This is a genomic window from Streptomyces sp. NPDC050997 (genome assembly GCF_040660135.1).
Lineage (GTDB): Bacteria > Actinomycetota > Actinomycetes > Streptomycetales > Streptomycetaceae > Streptomyces.
Window position 1 is genome coordinate 181,864 of sequence record NZ_JBFAGK010000005.1, and the last position, 24,317, is coordinate 206,180.

A 24,317-nucleotide genomic window follows, 5' to 3' on the forward strand; every position below is an offset into this window, starting at 1 on the left:
GACGGGGACGGGGACGCGCGACTCGGGGCGTTGGAGGTGTTGGTCGAGCGGTGGCCGGAGGATGGTGAGGTTCGCCCCCTGCTGTTCGATCTGGCCCGTTGCGATGAGGGCAGCGGAGTGCGCCTCGATGCGTTGAAGGTGTTGGTCGAGCGGTGGCCGGAGGATGGTGAGGTTCGCCCCCTGCTGTTCGATCTGGCCCGTTGCGATGAGGGCAGCGGAGTGCGACTCGGGGCGTTGAAGGTGTTGGTCGAGCGGTGGCCGGAGGATGGTGAGGTTCGCCCCCTGCTGTTCGATCTGGCCCGTGGCGACGGGGACGGGGACGCGCGACTCGGGGCGTTGGAGGTGTTGGTCGAGCGGTGGCCGGAGGATGGTGAGGTTCGCCCCCTGCTGTTCGATCTGGCCCGTGGCGACGGGGACGTGCGACTCGGGGCGTTGGAGGTGTTGGTCGAGCGGTGGCCGGAGGACGCAGACTGTCACGCTCTCCTGGTGGGCCTCGCAAGCGGTGATCTTGGGAGTGCCACAGGCATAGGGAGTCAAGAAACTAGGCGTACCGCGTTGCGCATTCTGGTACTCGCAAAGCCATCGTCTTCTGAGACAAAGACGGCACTCGATCGTGCGATTGGCGATCAGGATGAACAGTTCCGACGGTTCGCCGAGCAGGTTCGGCGAGGCTTGAGCTGACGAGGGGATGTCTTCAGCCCCTTGGCCTATGGGATACCTGAGGGGCAGACAGGCCCTAGAGGCCAGATGGTCCAGGTCAAATACGTTGCACCGCGCGGTCTGTAAATCTGCTGGCACAGCCTTCCCAGGTTCGACTCGTGGCGCCGCTACGAGGACCCTTTATCGCGCAGTCTGGCGATCGAAGCGTTACCTCACGCTGGGACACCCCGGGGCTCGGGGCAGATTCAGCGGCAGACAACGCCAACAAACGTCATTTTGCCTGGTCAGCGACGTAGCTTGGCAGTCCCCGCAGATGATGCGCGAAAGGGCGGCACCCCCGCACAGGATGCCGCCCTCTCTAGTGATCCGGAACCGCCGCCCATCGGTGAGGGTCGGTCGGGGACGGGCGGCGGTTCCGGGGTTCAGGTGAGGCCGTACGCAGGGCCATTCGGCCCGTACGCAGGCCCCGTTCAGCAAGCGCCGTAAGGCCCTACCGGTGATCGCTCCCCGCGGACTGCGAAGCCGCCCTTCCCGCCTCGAGTCGCGCCACCGGGATCCGGAACGGCGAGCAGGAGACGTAGTCCAGGCCCACCTCGTGGAAGAAGTGGACGGACTCCGGGTCGCCGCCGTGCTCGCCGCAGACGCCGAGTTTCAGGTCGGGGCGGGTTTTGCGGCCCGCTTCCGCCGCGAGCTTCACCAGCGACCCCACGCCGTCCCTGTCGATCGTCTCGAACGGGGAGACGCCGAAGATGCCCTTCTCCAGGTACGCCGTGAAGAACGAGGCCTCCACGTCGTCCCGGCTGAAGCCCCACACCGTCTGCGTCAGGTCGTTCGTGCCGAAGGAGAAGAACTCCGCCGCCTCCGCGATCTGGCCGGCGGTCAGCGCGGCTCGCGGGAGTTCGATCATCGTGCCGATCGCCAGCTTCAGGTTCGTGCCCGTCGCCGCCTCGACCTCCGCGACGACCTGGTCCGCCTCCTCGCGGACGATCTCCAACTCCTGGACCGTGCCCACCAGCGGGATCATGATCTCGGCGCGCGGGTCGCCCTTCGCCGCCTTGCGTTCCGCCGCCGCCTCCGCGATGGCGCGGACCTGCATCGTGAACAGGCCGGGGATGACCAGGCCGAGGCGTACGCCCCGCAGGCCCAGCATCGGGTTCTGCTCGTGCAGGCGGTGTACGGCCTGGAGCAGGCGTAGTTCGTTCTCGTGCGGCTCCTGGCGGGACTCCGCGAGGGCCACCCGGACGGAGAGTTCGGTGATGTCGGGGAGGAACTCGTGGAGCGGGGGGTCCAGCAGACGGACCGTCACCGGGAGGCCGTCCATCGCGGAGAACAGCTCGACGAAGTCCTGCTTCTGGAGGGGGAGCAGCGCCTTGAGGGAGTCCTCGCGCTCCACCTCCGTGTCGGCCAGGATGAGGCGCTCGACCAGTTCGCGGCGGTTGCCCAGGAACATGTGCTCCGTACGGCACAGGCCGATGCCCTGGGCGCCGAAGCGCCGCGCCCGCATCGCGTCCTCGGCGTTGTCCGCGTTGGCGCGCACCCGCAGGCTCCGCTTGCGGTCTGCGAAGGCCATGATCCGGTGTACGGCCTCGACCAGTTCGTCGGCGTCGTTGGCGCCCGCGTGCATCCGGCCCTCGAAGTACTCGACGACGGGGGACGGGACGACCGGGACCTCGCCCAGGTACACCTTGCCGCTCGACCCGTCGATGGAGATCAGGTCGCCCTCCTCCACCACGTGTCCGCCCGGCACGGTCATCCGGCGGCGCTTCGTGTCGACCTCGAGTTCCTCCGCGCCGCACACACACGTCTTGCCCATGCCGCGCGCGACCACGGCCGCGTGGGACGTCTTGCCGCCGCGGGAGGTCAGGATGCCCTCCGCCGCGATCATGCCGTCCAGGTCGTCGGGGTTCGTCTCACGGCGGACCAGGATGACCTTCTCGCCCGAACGGGACCACTTCACCGCGGTGTACGAGTCGAAGACCGCCTTGCCGACCGCCGCACCCGGCGACGCCGCGATGCCCCGGCCGACCTGCTGGACCTTCGCCTCCTCGTCGAAGCGGGGGAACATCAGCTGGGCGAGCTGGGCGCCGGTCACCCGCTGGAGGGCCTCGGCCTCGTCGATCAGGCCCTGGTCGACGAGCTGGGTGGCGATACGGAAGGCCGCGCCCGCGGTGCGCTTGCCGACGCGCGTCTGGAGCATCCACAGCTGACCGCGCTCGATCGTGAACTCGATGTCGCAGAGGTCCCTGTAGTGGTTCTCCAGGGTTGCCATGATCTGCATCAGCTGGTCGTACGACTTCTTGTCGATCGTCTCCAGCTCCGCGAGCGGCACCGTGTTGCGGATGCCGGCCACCACGTCCTCGCCCTGGGCGTTCTGCAGGTAGTCGCCGTAGACGCCCTGGTGGCCGGAGGCGGGGTCGCGGGTGAAGGCGACGCCCGTGCCCGAGTCGGGGCCCAGGTTGCCGAAGACCATCGAGCAGACGTTGACGGCCGTGCCCAGGTCGCCCGGGATGCGCTCCTGGCGGCGGTAGAGCTTCGCGCGGTCGGTGTTCCAGGAGTCGAAGACCGCGTGGATGGCGAGGTCCATCTGCTCGCGCGGGTCCTGGGGGAAGTCCCGGCCGGCCTCGGTCTTGACGATCTTCTTGAACTTGGTGACGAGCTTCTTGAGGTCGGCGGCCTCCAGCTCGGTGTCGACCGTGACCTTCTTGGCCGCCTTCGCCGCCTCCAGCGCGTCCTCGAAGAGCTCGCCCTCGACGCCGAGGACCGTCTTGCCGAACATCTGGATGAGGCGGCGGTAGGAGTCCCACGCGAAGCGGTCGTCACCTGCCTGCTTGGCCAGGCCCTGCACCGACTTGTCGGAGAGGCCGATATTGAGGACCGTGTCCATCATTCCGGGCATCGAGAACTTCGCGCCCGAGCGGACCGACACCAGCAGCGGGTCGTCGGCCTGGCCCAGCTTCTTGTCCATGCGCTGCTCCAGCGCGTCGAGGTGCGCACTCACCTCGTCACGCAGTGCCGCCGGCTCCGCGCCGCTGTCCAGGTAGACCTTGCAGGCCTCGGTGGTGATGGTGAAGCCGGGAGGCACCGGGAGACCCAGATTGGTCATCTCGGCGAGGTTGGCGCCCTTGCCACCGAGGAGGTCCTTGAGGTCCTTGTTGCCCTCGGTGAAGTCGTAAACGAACTTCACGCCCTCAACGCTCGCGGTCGGCTCGGCTCCATGGAGATCTTTGTTTTCCGACACGGGTCTCGACTCCTCGAGCTCGCGGTGGCTGCCCTGACGGCCAGGAACATACCCAGATCGAAGGCACCTGGGTACGTCCACTTGCGCGTCATACGCCTGTAACCACTCGTCCGCCACCGGATCGAAAGTCACAGCGTGGCAAGCGAAGACAGGCCGATGTTTTCACTTCTTGAACGCAAGAAGGTGCTCACTACCGTAAATCCCGCTCATACGAGCGGAAGTAAGCCCGTTTGATTTCGATCGATGAACGATCAAGGCGTGGCACTGAGTGCCACTCTTTGGAGAAGTGCAGTCGATCACGAACCGCTCATCTGAGCGCAACCCTTATCAGGGGTGGCGATAATCACGCTGCCACAGACGCCGGGATTTCACCATGCGGACGCGTATCCGGACCGGAACCCCGCCGGAAACAAGGTGGTCACACCGGTCATACCCCCAGCGCCAGCAGACGCTCCTCCACCCGCTCCGGCGCGTACAGGTGCTCCACCACCATCGCCCCCGCCCCGATCAGCCCCGCCCTGTCTCCGAGCCGTGAGGTGACGACGTCCAGATGAGCGGTGGAGCGCGGCAGCGCCCGCTGGTACAGCAGCTCCCGCACCCCCGTGAGGAAGGGAGTTCCGGCCAGATCCCCCGCGATCATCAGAACTCCGGGGTTGAGAAGCGTGACGACGGTCGCCAGGACGTCCCCGACCTGCCGGCCCGCGTCCCGCGCGAGCGCCGCCGCCCCGGGGTGTCCGGACGCCAGCAGGTCCCGCACATCCGAGCCGGACGCCGCCGGCACTCCGGTCTCCGCCAGCCGCCGGGCCACGGCGCCACCGCTGGCGACGGCCGCGAGACAGCCGTAGGAACCGCAGCGGCACAGCGCGTCGGCGCCGGCCGGGACCCGGATGTGGCCGAGGTCGCCGGCGCCTCCGTCGATGCCCCGGTAGACCGAGCCGTCGACCACGACTCCGGCGCCGATCCCCGTCGAGACCTTGACCAGCACGAACGCCGAGCAGTCGGGGTGTGCGGTGCGCTGTTCGCCGTACGCCATGAGGTTGGCGTCGTTGTCGACCAGTACCGGCACCGCGTCCGCGCCCGTGTGTTCGGCGAAGGCTCTCGCCAGGCGGCCCCGTATGTCATAGCCGTCCCAGCCCGGCATGATCGGCGGCTGCACGACCCGGCCGGTGTCGGTGTCGACGGGGCCCGGTACCGCGAGGCCGATCCCACAGACCTCGTCCGCGCGGTGGCCCGCCTTCTCCAGGAGCTCGGCGAACCAGTGGCCGAGTTCGCCGAGCACCGTGTCGGGGCCGTCCCCGATGACCAGCGTGCCGGCGTGTTCCGCCAGGATCTCGCCGGTCAGCGAGAGGACGGCGGCGCGCGCGTGTCGGGTGTCGAGGTCGGCGGCGAGGACGACGGCGTGCGAGTCGTCGAACTCGAGCGTGATGGAGGGCCGGCCGCCGAGCGGTGAGTCGACCGGGCCGCCGGCGCCCTCGCGCAGCCAGCCGGCGCGGAAGAGACGGTCGAGACGCTGGCCCACGGTGGCGCGCGAGAGGCCGGTGGCCTGCTGGAGCGCACCGCGAGTCGTGGCGCGGCCACGGCGTACCAGTTCGAGCAGTTCTCCCGCGCCGACCTGACCTCGACCGGTCATGTACACCCCCTTGTGTTTCTCAACCTTGCATTACATATTGAGTTTTGCGTGTTAAATAGACGTAACCCTACGGTAGCCACAGCCGAACCGATCAGTCGGCCATACGTCTTCGGAGAGCCCCGAGTGGATCGCAGTGCCCAGCTCATCGCCCGCCCGGCGGAGCCCGCCGTCGTATACGATCCGCCGCGCACGAGACGGTCCCTGCATGTCAGGGCGGCCCGAGTGCTGGAGGACAACTGGACCGGCCGGTCCACGGTGCCTTCGCACTCCCTGTACCCGCACCAGTGGTCCTGGGACTCCGCGTTCATCGCGATCGGGCTGCGCCATCTGTCACCGCTGCGGGCGCAGACGGAGCTGGAGACACTGCTCGACGCCCAGTGGGGCGACGGCCGGGTGCCGCACATCGTCTTCAACCCCTCCGTGCCGCTCGACGCGTACTTCCCGAGCCCCGACTTCTGGCGCTCCTCGACCGCCGGGAGCACCGCGGGCGCCCCGCGCACCGTACAGACCTCCGGCATCGTGCAGCCACCGGTGCACGCGCTGGCCGCCTGGCTGGTGCACCGCGCCGACCCGGGGCTGTCCCGGGCGCGCGGCTTCCTCGCCCGGATGTATCCCCGGCTGGCGGCCTGGCACCGGTATCTGCTGCACCGTCGGGACCTGGGCGGGGGCTCCCTCGCGTCCGTCGTGCACCCCTGGGAACAGGGTATGGACAACAGCCCCTGCTGGGACGCCCCGCTGAGCCGGATCACACCCGCCCCGGCCCGCACCTTCCGGCGCGCCGACCTCGACCACGGGGCGGCGGAGGACCGGCCGACGGATCTGGACTACGGACGGTATGTGCGGCTGGCGGCCGACTACCGGGACCGCGGGTACCGGGACGGGCCGGGCGCGGGCCGTGGAGTCGACGGGGGCGAGTTCGCGGTCGAGGACCCCGCGTTCAACGCCCTGCTCATCGCCTCCGAGCACGCGCTCGCCCGGATCGCGCGGGAACTGGGCGCGTCCGGTACGGCCCGGCAAGCGCGCGCGGAACGCCTGACGGCGGCGCTCGTCGAGCGGCTGTGGGATCCGGCGGCCGAGATGTTCCTGTGCCGGGACGTGCGGGGCGAGGAGGGACGGGGCGGGGCCGGACGTGGCGGGGCGCTGATCCCCGAGCGCAGCGTCTCCGGGCTGATTCCGCTGCTGCTGCCGGGCCTGCCTCGGGAGATCACGACGGCGCTGGTCCGCACCCTGAGCGGACCGCACTTCGGCCTCGGCGACACCACCCGCCTCGTCCCGAGCTATGACCTGCTCGGCGAGGCCTTCGACCCGCACCGCTACTGGCGCGGACCGGCCTGGTTCAACACGAGCTGGCTGGTGGAGCGCGGGCTGCGCACGCACGGCGAGCGGGCGCGCGCCGATGCGCTGCGGGCGACCGCCCTGGAGCTCGCCGAGTCCACCGACTTCGCGGAGTACGTCGACCCGTACGCCGGCGAGGCCTGCGGGGCGACCGGCTTCAGCTGGACCGCGGCGCTCGCGCTCGACCTGCTGCACAGCGACACCGCGGACACCGGACACACCACGGACACGGCACGCCCCGCGGGCACCACGGACACGGCACGCCCCGCGGGCACCACGGACACGGCACGCCCCACGGACACGGCACGCCCCACGGACACTGCGGCCACGGCGGACACCACAGACACCGAAGTCACAGCGGAAGCAGAAGTCACCACAGTCACGGCAGTCAAGGGAGGGGACCGGGGATGACGGACCGGCATCATCTGCTCGTGCACGGCGGGACGTTCGCCGCCGTCGGCGACGGAGGGGACATCAGCGGCCACCGGGGCGGCGGTTCCCCGGACGGGTTGTTCGTGCGCGACGCCCGGCACCTGAGCCGGTGGCAGCTCACCGTCGACGGCGCGGTGCCCGAGGCGCTGTCGCCGGTCGCCGACGGGGACACCGCGCGCTGTGTGCTGGTGCCGCGCGGCGGTCGCCAGGAGCCGCCCGCGTACACGCTCTTCCGCGCCCAGGCCGTCACGGACGGCGCGTTCGTCGAGTCGTTGCGGGTGACCAGCAATCGCCCGACGCCGACCACGGTCCGCCTCGCGGTCACCGCGGACGCCGACTTCACCGACCAGTTCGAACTGCGCTCCGACCACCGCACGTACACCAAGATCGGCGCCACCCGTTCCCGCCAGATCCTCGACGACGGCGTGGAGTTCGCCTACCAGCGCGGTGAATGGCGTTCCTGTACGACGGTGACGGCCGAACCGGCTCCGGACGGCGTCGAGGAGACCGGCACCGGAGCCCGTCGCCTGGTGTGGACGCTGGACCTGGAGCCGCACGGCTCGGCGGAGCTGACGCTGCGGGTGATGGCCCGCCCGCACGGAGACAGGCGGGCCCGGAGGGTGCCGCGCTCCCCGGCCGCCGTGAACGATCAACTCCTTTCCCTGGAGGGCGAGTTCGTTGAGGGCGTGGCCTTCCCGACGGGCTGGCCGGAGCTGGCCGCGGCCTGTGCGCGCGGTCTCGCGGACCTTGCCTCGCTCCAGGTCCCGGCGAGGGGCCCGGACGGCGAGGAACTGCGGGTACCGGCGGCGGGGGCGCCCTGGTTCCTGACCCTGCTGGGCCGGGACGCCCTGCTGACGTCCCTGTTCGCGCTCCCCTACCGGCCGCACCTCGCCGCCGCGACGCTGCCCGCGCTCGCCGCGACCCAGGCCACCGGGACCCACCCGGAGTCGGTCGCCCAGCCAGGCAAGATCGTGCACGAGGTCCGGCACGGGGAGCTGGCGCACTTCGGGCAGGTGCCGTACGGCCGTTACTACGGCTCGGTGGACGCGACCCCGCTGTTCCTCGTCCTGCTCGGCGCGTATGTCGAGCGCACCGGGGACACGGCTCTCGCCCGCCGTCTGGAGCCGAACGCCCGCGCGGCGATCGGCTGGATGCTGGACCACGGCGGGCTGACCTCGCGCGGCTATCTGGTCTACCGCGCCGACGAGGGCGGCCTCGCCAACCAGAACTGGAAGGACTCCCCCGGCGCCATCTGCTCGGCCGACGGCACCCGCGCGAGCGGCCCGGTGATGGCGGCGGGGGCCCAGGGATACGCGTACGACGCTCTGCGCCGCACCGCGTGGGTGGCGCGCACGGTGTGGCAGGACGAGACGTACGCCGCGCTGCTGGAACAGGCGGCCGCCGATCTGCGGGACCGCTTCCAGCGGGACTTCTGGATGCCGGACCGTTCCTTTCCCGCGCTCGCGCTGGACGGGGAGGGCCGCCAGATGACCGCGCTCGCCTCGGACGCCGGGCATCTGCTCTGGTCGGGGCTGCTGGACAAGGAGTACGGCGAGGAGGTCGGCCGGCGGCTGCTGGACCCGGACTTCTTCTCCGGCTGGGGCGTCCGCACGCTCGCCGCGGGACAACCGGCGTATCACCCCCTCTCCTACCACCGCGGTTCGGTCTGGCCGCACGACAACGCGCTGATCGCCCTGGGGCTCGCCCGCTACGGCCTGCACGACGAGGCCCGCTCGGTCGCCCACGCCCTGGTCGACGCGGCGACCGCGACCGGCCACCGTCTCCCGGAGGTCCTCGCGGGCTACGGCCGCGACACTCACGCGGAGCCGGTCCCGTATCCGCACGCGTGTGTACGGGAGTCCCGGTCGGCGGCGGCACCGCTGGCGCTGCTCACGGCGGTCGGGGGCGCCTGACGCCCCGGTTGGTGAGTGGTTTGCCCGGTGTTTGCCGAGCAGTGGGCAAAAGGGCTGAACACCGGACGGAGGCGAACCGTACGGAAATACGGTGGATCCGGTCCCCCTCGGACCGGCTCCACCGCTCCGCCGGGCTTCGTACGGAAGGACCTTCGGGTGCCTGTCTTCACGCGCTTTCGCCAACCGCCGGCCAAGGCCGACGACACACCCTCCGTCCCACCCAAGAGCGAGCAAGCGACAGAGACGGCGATCGGAGCGACGCCGGACGAGGCCGTACATGATGAGGCCGGAGCTGACGAGACCGAAGCTGACGAGGCCGGAGCTGACGAGGCCGCGCCCGCAGCTGAGGACGACGCCCCCGGCACGGGCAAAAGCACCCCCCTCAGAGTCCGTCTCGCCAACTGGCGTGCCTGGCGCGCCCGTTACCCCACCGCCGCCCTCGTCCTGCACTGGTCGACCACGGTGCTCGCCGCCGTCCTGGTGTTCGCCGCGCTGGTCATGCCGAACAGGATCGCCGCGCTGCAGCCCAACCGGTTCACGCGGCTGCCCGCGGAGGCGATCCTGGCGGCGGTCGTGATGCTCGCCCTGCCGCGGCGGCCGCGGGTGATCCTGGCGGCGGTCTCCGGGGCGGTGCTGGGGGCACTGACGATCGTGAACGTCCTCGACATGGGCTTCCTCGAGTACCTGGGCCGGGGCTTCAACCTCGTGCTGGACTGGGGCCTGTTGGACGACGCCCAGGCGTACGTCGAGGACTCGATGGGCCGGGCGACCGCCATCGGTGCCGCCGTCGGGGCCGTCCTCCTCGTCGTGCTGGTGCTGGTTCTGATGGCCCTGGCGACGGTCCGGCTGAGCAACCTGCTCTCGCGCAACACCCAGGCCGCCACCCGGGCCACCCTGATCGCCGGCACCGTGTGGATCACCTGCTCCGCCCTCGGCCTCCAGGTCGACGGCATGCCGATCGCCTCCGACCGGGCCGCCGGCGCCCTGAAGGTGCAGGCGCGGCGGGTCGTTGACACCGTGCGCGACGAGGCGGCGTTCCAGAAGGAGGCCAGGGCCGACCAGTTCGGCAACACGCCCGCCGACCAGCTGGTGCCCGACCTGCGCGGCAAGGACATGATCTTCACCTTCATCGAGAGCTACGGCCGCAGCGCGATCGAGGACCCGGGCATCGCGCCCGGCGTCGACAAGACGCTCGACGCCAGTACCGCGTCACTGGAGAAGGCCGGCTTCCGCGCCAAGAGCGGCTGGCTGACCTCGGCGACCTACGGCGGCAGCAGCTGGCTCGGCCACTCCACCACCATGTCCGGCCTGTGGGTCGACAACCAGCAGCGCTACCGCACGGTCACCTCCAGCGACCACCTCAGCCTCACCAAGGCCTTCCAGAAGACCGGCGACTGGGACACGGTCGGTGTGATGCCCGGCGTCCAGAAGGGCTGGCCGGAACAGAGCTTCTACGGCCTCGACAAGGTCTACAACGCCTTCCAAATGGGCTACAAGGGCCCGAAGTTCAGCTGGTCGACGATGCCCGACCAGTACGCGCTGGAGGCGTTCCAGCGCCTGGAGCACGGCAAGAAGCGCGACAAGCCGCTGATGTCGGAGATCATCCTGACCTCCAGCCACCAGCCCTGGTCCCCGATCCCGAAGATGGTCGGCTGGGACGAACTCGGCGACGGCTCGGTCTTCGGCCCGATCCAGAAGGCCGGCACCAACCCGTCGGACGTCATGACCGACTCCGCCCGCTCCAAGGAGGAGTACGGCAAGTCGATCCAGTACTCCGTCACCAGCCTCACCCAGTGGCTGGAGCGCTACGGCACCGACGACACCGTCCTGGTCTTCCTCGGCGACCACCAGCCGATCGCCCGGGTCAGCGGCAGCCACGCCAGCCGTGACGTGCCCGTCTCGATCGTCGCCAAGGACCCGAAGGTCCTCGACAAGATCGCCGGGTGGAACTGGACGGAGGGCCTGAAGCCCGCCAAGAACGCCCCGGTGTGGAAGATGAGTTCGTTCCGCGACCGCTTCCTGACGGCGTACGGCTCGACACCGCATCCGTCCAAGGACTGACCGCTCCTGGGCGGTCCGCGACCCGGTTCAGCCCCCGGAGGTGTCCAGTTCGGCGTCCTCGCCGATGCCCGCGCAGTCGTACGGGTCTTTCAGCCAGCCGTCCGGCAGCACCACCCGGTTGTTGCCGGAGGTACGTCCGCGGGGCCCGTCCGCGCCGACGGGCCAGGGCTGGTCGAGGTCCAACTCGTCCAGCCCGGCCCGCAGTTCGGCCAGCGACGAGGTAATGGCGAGCCGCTTGCGCATCTCGGAACCGACCGCGAAGCCCTTCAGGTACCAGGCCACGTGCTTGCGGAAGTCGATGACCCCGCGGGGCTCGTCGCCGATCCACTCGCCGAGCAGGGTGGCGTGCCGGACCATGATGTCGGCGACCTCGCGGAGGGAAGGCCGCGCGATGGCCTCCGTACGTCCCTCGAAGGCGGCGACCAGGTCCGCGAACAGCCACGGCCGCCCCAAACATCCGCGCCCCACGACCACGCCGTCGCAGCCGGTCTCCCGCACCATCCGCAGCGCGTCCTCGGCCGACCAGATGTCGCCGTTGCCGAGCACGGGGATCTCCGGGACGTGCTCCTTGAGGCGGGCGATGGCGTCCCAGTCGGCGGTGCCGCCGTAGTGCTGGGCGGCGGTGCGGCCGTGCAGCGCGATGGCGGTGACCCCCTCCTCGACGGCGATACGGCCGGCGTCGAGGTAGGTGATGTGGTCGTCGTCGATGCCCTTGCGCATCTTCATCGTGACGGGCAGGTCACCCGCCCCGCTGACCGCCTCCCGCAGGATCGCCCGCAGCAGGTGGCGCTTGTACGGGAGGGCGGAGCCGCCGCCCTTCCTGGTCACCTTCGGGACGGGGCAGCCGAAGTTCAGGTCGATGTGGTCGGCGAGGCCCTCCTCCGCGATCATGCGGACGGCCTTGCCGACGGTCGCCGGGTCGACGCCGTACAGCTGGACCGAGCGCGGCTTCTCGGTCTCGTCGAAGTGGATCAGCTGCATGGTCTTCTCGTTGCGCTCGACCAGCGCCCGGGTCGTGATCATCTCGCTCACGAACAGCCCCTTGCCGCCGCTGAACTCCCGGCACAGGGTGCGGAAGGGCGCATTGGTGATCCCGGCCATCGGCGCCAGCACCACGGGCGGCGCGACGACGTGGGGGCCGATCGAGAGCGGGTCGGTCATCAGGGGGCTCCGGAGCGAACGTACGACAGAGGGCAAGAGGCCATTGTCCCTCACTCGGCCGAGAGCTCCGTCAGCTCCGCCCGACCGAGGGCTCGCCGCCCCGCGTGAAGATCATGTAACAGTCATTAGTTAGACGCACTATCGAAGTCGGCGTACTCTGGAGCGCATGCCCGAGCTCAGCCACCGTCGACGGATGCTCGTGCTCGCGATCTGCTGTATGAGCCTGCTGATCGTGAGCCTCGACAACACCGTCCTGAACGTCGCCCTGCCCTCCATGCAGAAGGACCTGCACGCGAGCACGGCGGGCCTGCAGTGGACCATCGACGCCTACACCCTGGTGCTCGCCTCGCTGCTGATGCTGGCCGGTTCCACCGCCGACCGGCTGGGCCGCAAGCGGGTCTTCATGGCGGGGCTGGTCGTCTTCACCATCGGCTCGGCGCTGTGCTCCATCTCGCCGAACCTCGACGCGCTGATCGCCTTCCGCATGGTTCAGGCGGTGGGCGGATCGATGCTGAACCCGGTCGCCATGTCGATCATCACCAACACCTTCACGGACCCGCGCGAGCGGGCACGGGCGATCGGCGCGTGGGGTGCGGTGGTCGGTCTCTCCATGGCCGCCGGGCCGCTGATCGGCGGACTGCTCGTGGAGTCGGTCGGCTGGCGCTCGATCTTCTGGATCAACCTGCCGGTGGGTCTGGCGGCTTTCCTGCTCACCCTCCGCTACGTCCCCGAGTCCCGCGCCCCGAAGGCCCGCCGCCCCGACCCGGTCGGGCAGGTCCTGGTGATCGCGCTGTTCGGTGCGCTGACGTACGCGATCATCGAGGCGCCGAACGCGGGCCTGGTCGCGGTGCTGCCCTTCGCCGTGGTCGCGCTCGCCGCGCTCGCGGGCCTGCTCTGGTACGAGCCCCGGCGGGACGAGCCCCTGATCGATCTGCGGTTCTTCCGGTCGGCTCCGTTCAGCGGCGCGACGGTGATCGCGGTCTGCGGGTTCGCCGCGCTCGGCGGGTTCCTGTTCCTGTCGACGCTGTACCTGCAGAACGTGCGAGGCCTGGACGCCCTGCACGCGGGCCTGTGGATGCTGCCCATGGCCGTACCGACGTTCCTGTGCGCACCGCTGTCCGGGCGCCTGCTCGGGAGCCTCGGGCCGCGCGTGCCGCTGCTGATCGCGGGGGTCGCGATGACGGCGAGCGGTGTGCTGTTCGCCGCGTTCGAGGCCGAGACGTCGAACGTCACGCTGTTCGTCGGGTTCGTGCTGTTCGGCATCGGCTTCGGGTTCGTCAACGCGCCGATCACCAATACGGCGGTCTCGGGGATGCCGCGCAGCCAGGCCGGGGTGGCCGCGGCTGTCGCGTCCACGAGCCGGCAGCTGGGGCAGACCCTGGGGGTCGCGGTGATCGGCGCGGTACTGGCGGCGAGGATCGGCTCCTCGTCGTACCGGGAGACGTTCGTGTCCGCCGCGATGCCCGGGTGGTGGGTGCTCGCGGGATGCGGGTTCGCCGTGCTGGTGGTGGGGGCGTTGACCAGCGGGCGGTGGGCTCGCGGGACCGCCGAACGGACGGCGGAGCGGCTGTCGTCGACGGAGGTGCGTCAGGCCGCGGGGGTCGGCGCGCGGGTGCCGTAGGGCCCGTGGGGCGTAGGTCCTGTGGGGCGTAAGGCCCACGGGGCGTGGCCAGCGCCTGGGAGTCAGCCGCGAGTCGAAGCGGCCTCGCTCTCCAGCGCCAGCTCCAACTCCCGCTCCCCTCCCCCTTCTCCGTCCCCTTCCCTTTGCCTTTCTCCTTCCCGTTCCAGCGCGATCGTGTGCAGCCGCTCCAGGCGGCGCCGTGACTTCTCGTCCGAGGGCACGTACGTGACCATGCGCGGACCTGCCTCCGGTCCCAGCCACAGGTCGGTGTGGTCGACGACGACACGGCCGACGTACCGGTTGAGGAACTCCTTGCGCCGCACCCGGTGCGTGCCGACCTCGTGCCGCTCCCAGGCCTCACGGAAGTCCGGGGACTCCGCGCTCAGTCGCTTCAGCAGTAACTTCCAGGCGGGCTCGGCGAGATGCCCCGCCATCGTGGCGCGGAACCGGGCCGCCATCAGCCGCTGGGTCTGCTCCAGGTGCACGATCGAGGAGCGCCACTCCGTGTGCGTGTAGCAGAGGATCATGCAGTTGCGGTCCTCGGGCGGCACCGCCTCCAGGTCGCACAGCAGCAGCCCGTAGGTGCGGTTGTAGGCGAGGATGTCGTACCGGCTGTTCTGCACACAGGCCGGCACCGGCTCCAACTGCTCCAGCACCGTCCGCAGCGCCGGGGTGACCGTCGAGCAGCTGGTGGCCGGCGTCGGGTCCACGGCTCCGGCGAGCTGGAAGAGGTGGGCTCGCTCACTGGGATCGAGCAGCAGGGTGCGGGCGAGCGCGTCCAGGACCTGGACGGAGACCTGGATGTCCCGGGCCTGCTCGAGCCAGGTGTACCAGGTGACCCCGACCGCGGAGAGGTGGGCGACCTCCTCGCGGCGCAGTCCCGGGGTACGGCGTCGGCGGCCACGGGGCAGGCCGACCCGCTCGGGGGCGATGTGCTCGCGGCGGTGGCGCAGGAAGGCGGCGAGTTCGTGCCGCCGGATCTCCGACACGGCCGTACCGCGCGGGGTTTCGAGCGCCGTCTCCTGGGCCGTGGTCGTCATGTCCACCAGCCTGCCACCCCCACGGACCCTGTTTCCAGGTGGTTCCGCTACCAGGATAAGAAGACTCTGGTACCCCTCTCCGAGCGGTCCCAGGCTGATGAGCGTGACCGAAACCATCCCTTCGCACCAGGTCCGCTCCTCCTCCGTGACTCCACCCGCGCTCGGCGGACTCGGACTCTTCACCGTGCTGCTCGCTGCGGCACTGCCCCTCATCGACTTCTTCATCGTCAACGTCGCCCTGCCCACGATCGCCGCGGACCTCTCGGCGGGCGAGTCGGTCCTCGAACTCGTGGTCGCCGGATACGGCCTCGCGTACGCCGTCCTGCTCGTCCTCGGGGGCCGTCTCGGCGACCTGTTCGGGCGACGGCGGTTCTTCCTGGGCGGCATGGCCGCCTTCGGCCTGACCTCGCTGGCCTGCGGGCTCGCGCCCACCGCCTGGACCCTGGTCGCGGCGCGGATCGCGCAGGGCGCGGCGTCGGCCGCGATGCTGCCGCAGGTGCTCGCCACCATCCAGGCGGCCACCGCGGGCCCCCGCCGTGCCAAGGCGATGGGCCTGTACGGAGCGACGGCGGGCCTGTCCATGGTGCTCGGCCAGATCCTCGGCGGCGTCCTCGTGGCCGCGACACCGCTGTCGTTCCTTTTCGGCGCGGGCGGCGGCTGGCGGGCGGTGTTCCTGGTGAACGTGCCGGTCGTCCTCGTCGGTCTGGTCCTGGCGGCCCGCACGGTCCCGGAGACCCGGGCGCGGCGTCCGGAGCCGGTGGACGTCCCGGGCACGGTCCTGCTGGCGGCCGCGCTCCTCACGTTGCTGGCCCCGCTGACCGAGGGCCGGGCGGCGGGCTGGCCGCTGTGGACGTGGCTGTCGCTGGCGGCGTTCCCGTTCGTGGCGGCGGCCTTCTACGCGGTGGAGCGCAGGGCGGACCGGCTGGGCCGTACGCCGCTTGTGCCGCCGAGTCTGTTCGCGCTGGTGTCGCTGCGACGCGGGCTGGTGGTGATCCTGCCGTTCTCCGTCGGGTTCAGCGGCTTCATGTTCGTGATCGCGGTGGCCCTGCAACAGGGCGCGGGCCTCAGCCCCGTGCGGGCGGGCCTGGCGCTGGCTCCCCTGGCGGTGACGTTCCTGTTCACCTCGATCGCCGGACCACGGCTCATCGCCCGGTACGGCACCCGGGTGGTGACCGCGGGCGCCCTGCTCCAGGGCGTGGGCGTGGCCCTGATCGCGCTGGCCGCGTGGCGTTCCTGGCCGGACCTCGGCCTGCTGGCCCTGCTGCCGGGCGGCGCGGTCGCGGGCGTGGGGCAGGCGCTGCAACTCCCGGTGATCTTCCGGATCGTGCTGTCCGAGGTGCCGCCCGCGCGGGCCGGCGTCGGCAGCGGGGTGATGACCACCGCCCAGCAGTCCGCCCTGGCACTCGGCGTCGCCACGCTCGGCACCCTGTTCCTCTCCCTCGTACCGGGCCTGGGTATGCGGGACGCCCTGGTCATCACGCTTCTCGTGCAGCTGGCGGCGATCGCGCTGACCGGTCTGCTGAGCCTGCGCCTGCCGAGGACGATCGACTGAGGGCCGGAGACCGGGGCCCGGAGCCCCGGAGACCGACCCGGGGACCCGGGGACCCGGAGACCGGGGACCCGGAGACCGGGGCCCGGAGACCCGGTGCTGGGAAACCGGGGCCCGAAGGCCGGCCCCGAAGGCCGGGGCCCACAACACGAGTTGGCCGAGCCGCGAGAAACAGGTGAAGGAACCCCCGTTGATGTTGGTCTTGCTGCACACTCCTTGCTGCGCCGACAGACCCACAGGGCGCGGCCTCTGGAGGCAGCATGCTGGAGAGCAACACGAGCAAGGTGAGCCGCTGGGACCAGCACGGGCGCGAACACGTCGTGCGGGTGCAGCGTGCGGGAACGCAGCGCACGATCAGATGTGACACGTGCGGCTGGCGCAGACCGGCGCAGTTCCTGCCCTGGCTGAAGGCGGAGGAACATCTCACGGAGGCCCACCAGGCGACGGAGGATCCGTCGGCGACCTGACCCCTGGCCTGCCGGCGGTCAGCCCCCGTACGCCAGCCTCGCCCCCAGCACCACGAACGACCCCGCGAAGCTCCGCCGCAGCCACGTCATCACGCGCGGCCGGGACACGATGTGCCGGCGCACGGACGCCGCGAGCAGCCCGAGCGCGAGGAACACGACGAACGTCACCAGCATGAACACCCCGCCGAGGACCAGCATCCGCCCCATCGCGTACGGCTCCTCGGGGCTGACGAACTGGGGCAGGAAGGCGAGGAAGAAGATCGTCACCTTGGGGTTGAGGACGTTGATCAGTACCGCCCGGACGATCACCGCGCGGGAGCCGGACGGCTCGGCGCTCTGGTCGAGGTCGATCGCGCGCTTGTCGCGCACCATGACCCACGCCATGTACAGCAGGTACACCACACCGGCGTACTTCAGGATCTGGAACGCGGTCGCGCTCGCGTGCAGCACGGCCGCGACGCCGGTGACCGTGGCCAGCACGTGCGGCACGATCGCCAGCGTGCAGCCGAAGGCCGCGACGGCACTCGCGCGGCGGCCACGGGAGAGCCCGGCGGCCAGGGTGTAGACGAGCCCGGTACCGGGCGTCACGACGACGACAAGGGTGGTCAGCAAAAACGCGATGCTCATGCGTTCACCCTGGACATGCGTCGGCCCTTGATACAGGTCCACAACGGCACCCGTATCAAGGGCCAATTCAACAGCCGATCAAGCGGTCGGCACTCCTAGGACAGGACCTAGCAGCCGATCAGCCGGCTGGCCAGGTAGCCCTCGATCTGGTCCAGCGACACCCGCTCCTGCTTCATCGAGTCACGCTCGCGGACGGTGACCGCGTTGTCGTCCAGGGTGTCGAAGTCGACGGTCACACAGAACGGCGTGCCGATCTCGTCCTGGCGACGGTAGCGGCGGCCGATGGCGCCGGCGTCGTCGAAGTCGATGTTCCAGTTCTGGCGCAGCGCCTGGGCGAGGCCCTTGGCCTTCGGGGACAGCTCCGGGTTGCGGGACAGCGGCAGCACCGCGACCTTCACCGGGGACAGCCGCGGGTCGAGGCGCAGCACCGTGCGCTTCTCCAGCTTGCCCTTGGCGTTGGGGGCCTCGTCCTCGATGTACGCGTCGAGCAGGAACGCCAGCATCGCGCGGCCGACACCGGCGGCCGGCTCGATGACGTACGGCGTCCAGCGCTCGCCGGCCTCCTGGTCGAAGTAGGAGAGGTCCTGGCCGGAGGCCTTGGAGTGGGCGCCGAGGTCGTAGTCGGTGCGGTTGGCGACGCCCTCCAGCTCACCCCACTCGTTGCCGCCGAACTGGAAGCGGTACTCGATGTCGGCGGTGCGCTTGGAGTAGTGGGAGAGCTTCTCGGCCGGGTGGTCGTACCACCGCATGTTCTCCTCGCGCAGGCCCAGGCCGGTGTACCAGTTCCAGCGCTGCTCCATCCAGTACTCCTGCCACTTCTCGTCCTCGCCCGGCTTGACGAAGAACTCCATCTCCATCTGCTCGAACTCGCGGGTGCGGAAGATGAAGTTGCCGGGCGTGATCTCGTTGCGGAAGGACTTGCCCATCTGCGCGATGCCGAACGGCGGCTTGCGGCGCGAAGTGGTCTGCACCTGGGCGAAGTTGGTGAAGATGCCCTGCGCTGTCTCGGGACGCAGGTAGGCGACGGAGCCGCTGTCCTGGGTCGGGCCGAGGTGGGTGGAGAGCAGACCCGAGAACTGCTTGGGCTCGGTGAACTGGCCCTTGTTGCCGCAGTTGGGGCAGTTAACGTCCGCCAGGCCGTTCTCCGGCGGGCGGTTGTGCTTGGCCTCGTAGGCCTCTTCCAGGTGGTCCGCGCGGAACCGCTTGTGACAGGAGGTGCACTCGGTGAGCGGGTCCGTGAAGGTGGCGACGTGGCCGGATGCCTGCCAGACCTCGGGGGCCAGGATCACGGACGAGTCGATACCGACGACGTCCTCGCGCGATGTCACCATGTAGCGCCACCACTGGCGCTTGAGGTTCTCCTTGAGCTCGACACCCAGCGGCCCGTAGTCCCAGGCGGCGCGCTGTCCGCCGTAGATCTCACTGCAGGGGAATACGAAGCCACGGCGCTTGCTCAGGCTGACGATGGTGTCGATCTTGTCGGCGGCCACGGTGCTCTCTTCATTACGACGACGGGCGACGAAGCGAGATGCTTCAGGACGTGCTTCGGAGCATTGCTTCAGAGCGAATGCTTCAGGTTACCGGCGAGGGCTCCCCTCCAATCAAATCGGTCCGGGCTCCGAGCACCGCCACCCCCCTTCCGATCTGCTTTGTTGACAATCATTTCCACTTTAGTTGAAAATGACTGTCATGAACGTACGACGTCGCCTCATACCCACGGCCGCCGTGACCGCCGTCACCGCGCTGAGCCTCGGTACCCTCTCCGCCTGCTCCACCGACAGTGCCGCAGCGGGCAACACGGACAAGTTCGACGTCGTCGCGTCGTTCTACCCGTTGCAGTTCCTCGCCCAGCAGATCGGCGGGGACCATGTGAACGTCACCAGCCTCACCAAGCCCGGCCAGGAGCCGCACGACCTGGAGATCAGCGCCCAGCAGACCGCGCAGCTCCAGGAGTCCGACGCGGTGCTCTACCTCAAGAACCTCCAGCCCGCCGTCGACGACGCGGTGGGCCAGTCCGGGATCGGGACGAAGATCGACGCCGCCTCCCTCACCACGCTGGAGAAGCACGGCAACGAGGTCGGCGGCCACGCGGCCGAGCACGACGACCACGCGGACGAGGAACTGGCCGGCCTCGACCCCCACGTCTGGCTCGACCCGGTGCGCTACGCCCAGGTCGCCGAGGGCGTCGGCAAGGCCTTCGAGAAGGCCGACCCGGACCACGCGGCCGACTACAAGAAGAACACCGCCGCCCTGGTCAAGAAGCTCGGCGCCCTCGACACCCGGTTCAAGGACGGCCTGACGAACACGAAGACCAAGGTCTTCATCACCACGCACGCCGCCTTCGGCTACCTCGCGGAGCGCTACGGCCTGACCGAGGAAGCCATCAGCGGCCTCGACCCCGAGTCGGAGCCCAGCGCCAACCGCGTCAGGAACCTTGAGAAGATGGCGAAGGCCGACGGCGTCTCCACGGTCTTCTACGAGACGCTCGTCAGCGACAAGACCGCGAAGACCATCGCAGCGGACGCCGGGCTCAAGACAGACGTCCTCGACCCGATCGAGGGCATCACGTCCAAGTCCGCGGGCGACGACTACTTCCAGGTCATGGACTCCAACCTCAAGGCGCTGAAGACCGCACTGGGCGCCCAATGATCCCCACGGAGGACCTCGTGAGCGAGCCCGTCGTATCCCTGCGCGGCGTCCGCGCCGAGCTGGGCTCGCGCCCCGTCCTGCGCGGCATCGACCTCACCGTGGACCACGGTGAGGTCGTCGCGCTGCTCGGCGCCAACGGCTCCGGCAAGTCGACCGCGATCCGCACCGTCATCGGCCAGGTGCCGCTCACCGGCGGCGAGATCAGGCTGTTCGGCACCCCGCGCCGCGACTTCCGGGACTGGGCGCGCGTCGGCTACGTCCCGCAGCGCACCACCGCCGCGGGCGGTGTGCCCGCCACGGTCACCGAGATCGTCTCCTCCGGCCGGCTGTCCCGGGCCCGCTTCGGCGTGCTGCGCAAGGCCGACCGCGAGGCCGTACGCCGGGCCCTGGACCTGGTCGGCATGGCCGACCACGCCAAGGACTCCGTCAACGCCCTGTCGGGCGGCCAGCACCAGCGCGTGCTGATCGCCCGCGCCCTCGCCGCCGAACCCGAACTGCTGATCATGGACGAGCCGATGGCGGGCGTGGACCTGGCCAGCCAGGAGGTCCTCGCGCAGACGCTACGGGACCAGGTGGCGTCCGGTACGACCGTGCTGCTCGTCCTCCATGAACTGGGCCCCCTGGAGCCCCTGATCGACCGGGCGGTCGTCCTGCGCGACGGCTGCGTGACGCACGACGGCCCGCCCCCGCAGGCCCTCGGCCAGCACGCCCTGCCCGGCCACGACCACGTACACCCGCACGCGGCTCACGACGCCGAACCGATCCGGACGGGACTGCTGAGCTGATGGACCTCCTGAACTACGCCTTCATGCAGCGGGCCCTGCTCGCCGCCGTCCTGGTCGGCATCACCGCCCCCGCGGTCGGCATCTACCTCGTCCAGCGCCGCCAGGCCCTCATGGGAGACGGCATCGGCCATGTGGCGATGACCGGCGTCGGCCTCGGCTTCCTGCTGTCCGCCTCCCCGGTGTGGATGGCGATGGCGGTCTCCGTCCTCGGCACCGTCGTGATGGAGCTGATCCGCTGGTACGGCAAGACCCGCGGCGACATCGCCCTCGCGATGCTCTTCTACGGCGGTATGGCGGCCGGCGTGATGTTCACCAACCTCGCGCCGGGCGGCTCCAACGCGAACCTGATGTCGTACCTGTTCGGCTCCCTGTCGACGGTGAGCCCGGCGGACGTGACCGCGATCTGCTGGCTCGCGGCGCTCGTGCTCCTCGTCACGGTGGGCCTGCGCCGCCAGCTGTTCGCGGTCAGCCAGGACGAGGAGTTCGCGCGGGTCACGGGTCTGCCGGTGCGCGCGCTGAACCTGCTGACGGCGATCACCGCGGCGGTGACGGTCACGGTCGCCATGCGGGTCGTGGGCCTGCTGCTGGTGTCGGCGCTGATGGTGGTGCCGGTGGCGGCGGCCCAGCAGCTCACCCGCAGCTTCGCGGCGACGTTCGCGTTCGCGGTGGCGATCGGCGTGAGCGTGACGATCGGCGGGACCGTCACGTCGTACTACCAGGACGTACCGCCCGGCGCGACGATCGTGCTGCTGACCATCGGGGCGTTCATCGCGCTGACCGTGCTGGCGACCCCGCTGGCCCGGCGCCGCGCGCGGGCCCTCGCCGCCCGGCAGCCTGCCGGGGACCCGGCGGAGTGTGTGATTCCGGCCGGCCGTGAAGCCGGCGGGAAGGTCGGCGTCTGACCGTTGACAGGCCGGACTGGCACAATGGCCCGGCAGGTGCAGACGTGAGGAGGCTTTCGGTGACGACCGCTGGACCGCCAGTGAAGGGCCGCGCGACCCGGCAGCGGGCCGCCGTGGCGGCGGCGCTCGACGAGGTCGACGAGTTCCGCAGTGCGCAGGATCTCCACGACATGCTCAAGCACAAGGGCGACTCCGTCGGGCTGACCACGGTCTACCGCACGCTCCAGTCGCTCGCCGACGCCGGCGAGGTCGACGTCCTGCGCACCTCCGACGGCGAGTCCGTCTACCGCCGCTGTTCCACCGGCGAACACCACCACCACCTGGTCTGCCGCGTCTGCGGCAAGGCCGTCGAGGTCGAGGGCCCGGCGGTGGAGAAGTGGGCGGACGCCATCGCGGCGGAACACGGCTTCGTGAACGTGGCCCACACGGTGGAGATCTTCGGCACGTGTGCGGAGTGCGCCGCCAAGTCATAGCTGCGGGCAATCGTGCCGCTGGGGCGATGGGGGTCCCCCCGGTCGAGCGAAGTCGAGAGTGGGGGAGGGTGGGCGCAGCGGCACCCCGCAAGCGCCGGGTTGCGCACACCCACCCCCCAGCAGCAACACCGGGCGCCTGTAAGGCCTACTCCTGCTTGCCCTCCATGGCGAGCAGCTCCTCATTAGGGATGGCTCCACCAAAGCGCCGGTCACGCGAGGCGAACTCCACACACGCCCGCCAAAGGTCCCGCCGGTCGAAATCCGGCCAGAGCACGTTCTGGAAGACCATCTCGGCGTAAGCGCTCTGCCAGAGAAGGTAGTTGGAGGTGCGCTGCTCCCCGCTGGGCCGCAGGAACAGGTCCACGTCCGGCATGTCCGGGTAGTACAGGTACTTCTGGATGGTCTTCTCGGAGACCTTCGACGGGTCGAGCCGACCGGCCTTCACATCCTCCGCGATGCCCTGCATGGCGTCCGCGAGCTCGGCCCGGCCGCCGTAGTTCATGCAGAAGTACAGCGTCAGCTTGTCGTTGTCCTTGGTCTGCTCCTGGGCGATCTGGAGCTCCTTGGCGACGGACTTCCACAGCTTGGGCATCCGCCCCACCCACCGCACCCGGATCCCGAGTTCGTCGAGCTGGTCCCGGGTCTTGCGGATGAAGTCCCGGTTGAAGTTCATCAGGAAGCGCACCTCGTCGGGCGAGCGCTTCCAGTTCTCCGTGGAGAAGGCGTACAGCGAGATGCTCCCGACGCCCATCTCGATCGCGCCCTGCAGCACGTCCAGCACCCGCTCGGCACCGACCTTGTGCCCCTCGGTGCGCGGCAGCCCGCGTTCCTTCGCCCAGCGTCCGTTGCCGTCCATGACGATCGCCACATGCTTCGCGATCAGCTCACCCGGGAGCTTCGGCGCACGGGCTCCGGACGGATGCGGTTCCGGCGTCTTGTACTCACGGCGCTGGCGCCCCAGGATCCCGCGTACGGCCATGTGGTTCTCGTCTCCCTCTGCCTGGTTCGGCGCTTACTTTTCCACGTAACGGAGCGAGCGCAGCCCGCGCTCCAGATGCCAGTGCAGATAGGCGGACACCAGCCCGCTGCCCTCCCGCACATGCCGCGGCTCGCACGCGTCCGCGGTCTCCCAGTCTCCCGTAAGCAGCGCCCCGAGGAGTTCCAGGGTCTGCGGCGACGGTACGACGCTCCCGGGCACCCGGCAGTCCACGCAGACCGACCCTCCGGACGCGACCGAGAAGAACCGGTTCGGACCGGGCATACCGCACTTCGCGCAGTCGGTGAAGGTGGGCGCGTACCCGTTGACGGCGAGGGAGCGGAGCAGGAACGCGTCCAGGACGAGGTTCGGGGCGTGCTCGCCGCGGGCGAGCGTCCGCAGCGCCCCGACGAGCAGCAGATACTGCTGCACCGCCGGCTCGCCCTCGTGGTCGGTGAACCGCTCGGCGGTCTCCAGCATGGCCGTCCCGGCGGTGTACCGCGTGTAGTCCACGACGATCCCGCTCCCGTACGGCGCGATGGTCTCGCTCTGTGTGCACAGCGGCAGCCCGCGCCCGATCAGTTCGCTGCCCCGCGCGAAGAACTGCACGTCGACGTGGGAGAAGGGCTCCAGCCGGGCCCCGAACTTCGACTTGGTCCGTCGTACCCCGCGGGCCACGGCCCGTACCCGTCCGTGACCGCGCGTGAGCAGGGTGATGATCCGGTCCGCCTCACCCAGCTTCTGGGTGCGCAGCACGATGCCGTCGTCACGGAACAGACTCATGGGCCCATTCTCGCC

At 70.1% G+C, this 24,317-nt stretch carries 19 protein-coding genes; 11 read left to right on the forward strand and 8 right to left on the reverse strand.

Annotated elements, in window-relative coordinates; genetic code table 11:
- Nucleotides 1-681: hypothetical protein (locus tag AB0H86_RS13570; RefSeq protein ID WP_362436767.1), on the forward strand; the 681-nt coding region annotated here is incomplete at its 5' end.
- Nucleotides 682-1,150: 469 nt separating this feature from the next.
- Here the strand turns inward: AB0H86_RS13570 and ppdK are convergent.
- Complete coding sequence (ppdK, locus tag AB0H86_RS13575) at nucleotides 1,151-3,844, reverse strand: pyruvate, phosphate dikinase (RefSeq protein WP_362436769.1); 2,694 nt, start codon at nucleotides 3,842-3,844, stop codon at nucleotides 1,151-1,153.
- Between the two features lie 481 nt (nucleotides 3,845-4,325).
- Entirely contained in the window at nucleotides 4,326-5,528 is a 1,203-nt protein-coding gene (locus AB0H86_RS13580) for an ROK family protein (protein WP_362436771.1), read from the reverse strand.
- 123 nt (nucleotides 5,529-5,651) lie between these two features.
- Between AB0H86_RS13580 and AB0H86_RS13585 the strand changes: the two genes are divergently transcribed.
- From AB0H86_RS13585 to AB0H86_RS13595, 3 genes are all read left to right on the forward strand, one after another.
- Nucleotides 5,652-7,274, forward strand: coding sequence for a hypothetical protein (locus AB0H86_RS13585; protein ID WP_362436773.1), 1,623 nt, complete (start codon nucleotides 5,652-5,654; stop codon nucleotides 7,272-7,274).
- Nucleotides 7,271-9,208: a glycogen debranching N-terminal domain-containing protein gene (locus tag AB0H86_RS13590; protein ID WP_362436775.1), complete on the forward strand. Its 1,938-nt coding sequence runs from the start codon at nucleotides 7,271-7,273 to the stop codon at nucleotides 9,206-9,208. Before AB0H86_RS13585 ends, AB0H86_RS13590 begins: the two co-directional genes overlap by 4 nt.
- A gap of 156 nt (nucleotides 9,209-9,364) precedes the next feature.
- Entirely contained in the window at nucleotides 9,365-11,269 is a 1,905-nt protein-coding gene (locus AB0H86_RS13595) for a CDP-alcohol phosphatidyltransferase (protein WP_362436777.1), read from the forward strand.
- 27 nt (nucleotides 11,270-11,296) lie between these two features.
- Here the strand turns inward: AB0H86_RS13595 and dusB are convergent, their stop codons facing one another.
- Complete coding sequence (gene dusB, locus AB0H86_RS13600) at nucleotides 11,297-12,430, reverse strand: tRNA dihydrouridine synthase DusB (protein ID WP_362436779.1); 1,134 nt, start codon at nucleotides 12,428-12,430, stop codon at nucleotides 11,297-11,299.
- A gap of 166 nt (nucleotides 12,431-12,596) precedes the next feature.
- Here dusB and AB0H86_RS13605 point away from each other — a divergent pair, with 166 nt between their 5' ends.
- The gene (locus AB0H86_RS13605; RefSeq protein ID WP_362436781.1) at nucleotides 12,597-14,051 is read left to right on the forward strand and encodes an MFS transporter; all 1,455 of its coding nucleotides are present in this window, start codon (nucleotides 12,597-12,599) and stop codon (nucleotides 14,049-14,051) included.
- A 62-nt stretch (nucleotides 14,052-14,113) separates the two neighbouring features.
- On the opposite strand, the gene AB0H86_RS13610 is transcribed toward AB0H86_RS13605, so the two are convergent.
- A complete protein-coding gene (locus tag AB0H86_RS13610) occupies nucleotides 14,114-15,091 on the reverse strand; it encodes a helix-turn-helix transcriptional regulator (protein ID WP_362436783.1) in 978 nt (325 codons plus the stop codon).
- 97 nt (nucleotides 15,092-15,188) lie between these two features.
- Between AB0H86_RS13610 and AB0H86_RS13615 the strand changes: the two genes are divergently transcribed.
- Together AB0H86_RS13615 and AB0H86_RS13620 are read left to right on the forward strand one after the other, a co-directional pair.
- On the forward strand, nucleotides 15,189-16,643 hold the full coding sequence (locus AB0H86_RS13615; RefSeq protein WP_362436785.1) for an MFS transporter: 1,455 nt from the start codon (nucleotides 15,189-15,191) through the stop codon (nucleotides 16,641-16,643).
- Nucleotides 16,644-16,900: 257 nt separating this feature from the next.
- Nucleotides 16,901-17,107, forward strand: a complete 207-nt coding sequence (locus tag AB0H86_RS13620) for a hypothetical protein (protein WP_362436787.1) — start codon at nucleotides 16,901-16,903, stop codon at nucleotides 17,105-17,107.
- Between the two features lie 18 nt (nucleotides 17,108-17,125).
- On the opposite strand, the gene AB0H86_RS13625 is transcribed toward AB0H86_RS13620, so the two are convergent.
- Nucleotides 17,126-17,734 carry a LysE family translocator gene (locus tag AB0H86_RS13625; protein ID WP_362436789.1) on the reverse strand — a complete coding sequence of 203 codons (609 nt, stop codon included), beginning with the start codon at nucleotides 17,732-17,734 and terminating at the stop codon, nucleotides 17,126-17,128.
- Nucleotides 17,735-17,841: 107 nt separating this feature from the next.
- Nucleotides 17,842-19,224 carry a glycine--tRNA ligase gene (locus tag AB0H86_RS13630; protein WP_362436791.1) on the reverse strand — a complete coding sequence of 461 codons (1,383 nt, stop codon included), beginning with the start codon at nucleotides 19,222-19,224 and terminating at the stop codon, nucleotides 17,842-17,844.
- A 199-nt stretch (nucleotides 19,225-19,423) separates the two neighbouring features.
- Between AB0H86_RS13630 and AB0H86_RS13635 the strand changes: the two genes are divergently transcribed.
- Genes AB0H86_RS13635 through AB0H86_RS13650 form a run of 4 tightly spaced genes read left to right on the forward strand, consistent with a single transcriptional unit; the run spans nucleotide 19,424 to nucleotide 22,543 of the window.
- Entirely contained in the window at nucleotides 19,424-20,383 is a 960-nt protein-coding gene (locus tag AB0H86_RS13635; RefSeq protein ID WP_362436793.1) for a metal ABC transporter substrate-binding protein, read from the forward strand.
- The gene (locus AB0H86_RS13640) at nucleotides 20,380-21,168 is read left to right on the forward strand and encodes a metal ABC transporter ATP-binding protein (protein ID WP_362436795.1); all 789 of its coding nucleotides are present in this window, start codon (nucleotides 20,380-20,382) and stop codon (nucleotides 21,166-21,168) included. Before AB0H86_RS13635 ends, AB0H86_RS13640 begins: the two co-directional genes overlap by 4 nt.
- Complete coding sequence (locus tag AB0H86_RS13645) at nucleotides 21,168-22,070, forward strand: metal ABC transporter permease (RefSeq protein WP_362436797.1); 903 nt, start codon at nucleotides 21,168-21,170, stop codon at nucleotides 22,068-22,070. The genes AB0H86_RS13640 and AB0H86_RS13645 overlap by 1 nt, the downstream gene beginning before the upstream one ends.
- Before the next feature lie 59 nt (nucleotides 22,071-22,129).
- Nucleotides 22,130-22,543, forward strand: coding sequence for a transcriptional repressor (locus tag AB0H86_RS13650; protein WP_362436799.1), 414 nt, complete (start codon nucleotides 22,130-22,132; stop codon nucleotides 22,541-22,543).
- 145 nt (nucleotides 22,544-22,688) lie between these two features.
- Here the strand turns inward: AB0H86_RS13650 and AB0H86_RS13655 are convergent, their stop codons facing one another.
- Entirely contained in the window at nucleotides 22,689-23,522 is an 834-nt protein-coding gene (locus AB0H86_RS13655; RefSeq protein WP_362436801.1) for an isoprenyl transferase, read from the reverse strand.
- Between the two features lie 33 nt (nucleotides 23,523-23,555).
- Complete coding sequence (recO, locus tag AB0H86_RS13660) at nucleotides 23,556-24,302, reverse strand: DNA repair protein RecO (protein ID WP_362436803.1); 747 nt, start codon at nucleotides 24,300-24,302, stop codon at nucleotides 23,556-23,558.
- Nucleotides 24,303-24,317 lie beyond the last annotated feature (15 nt).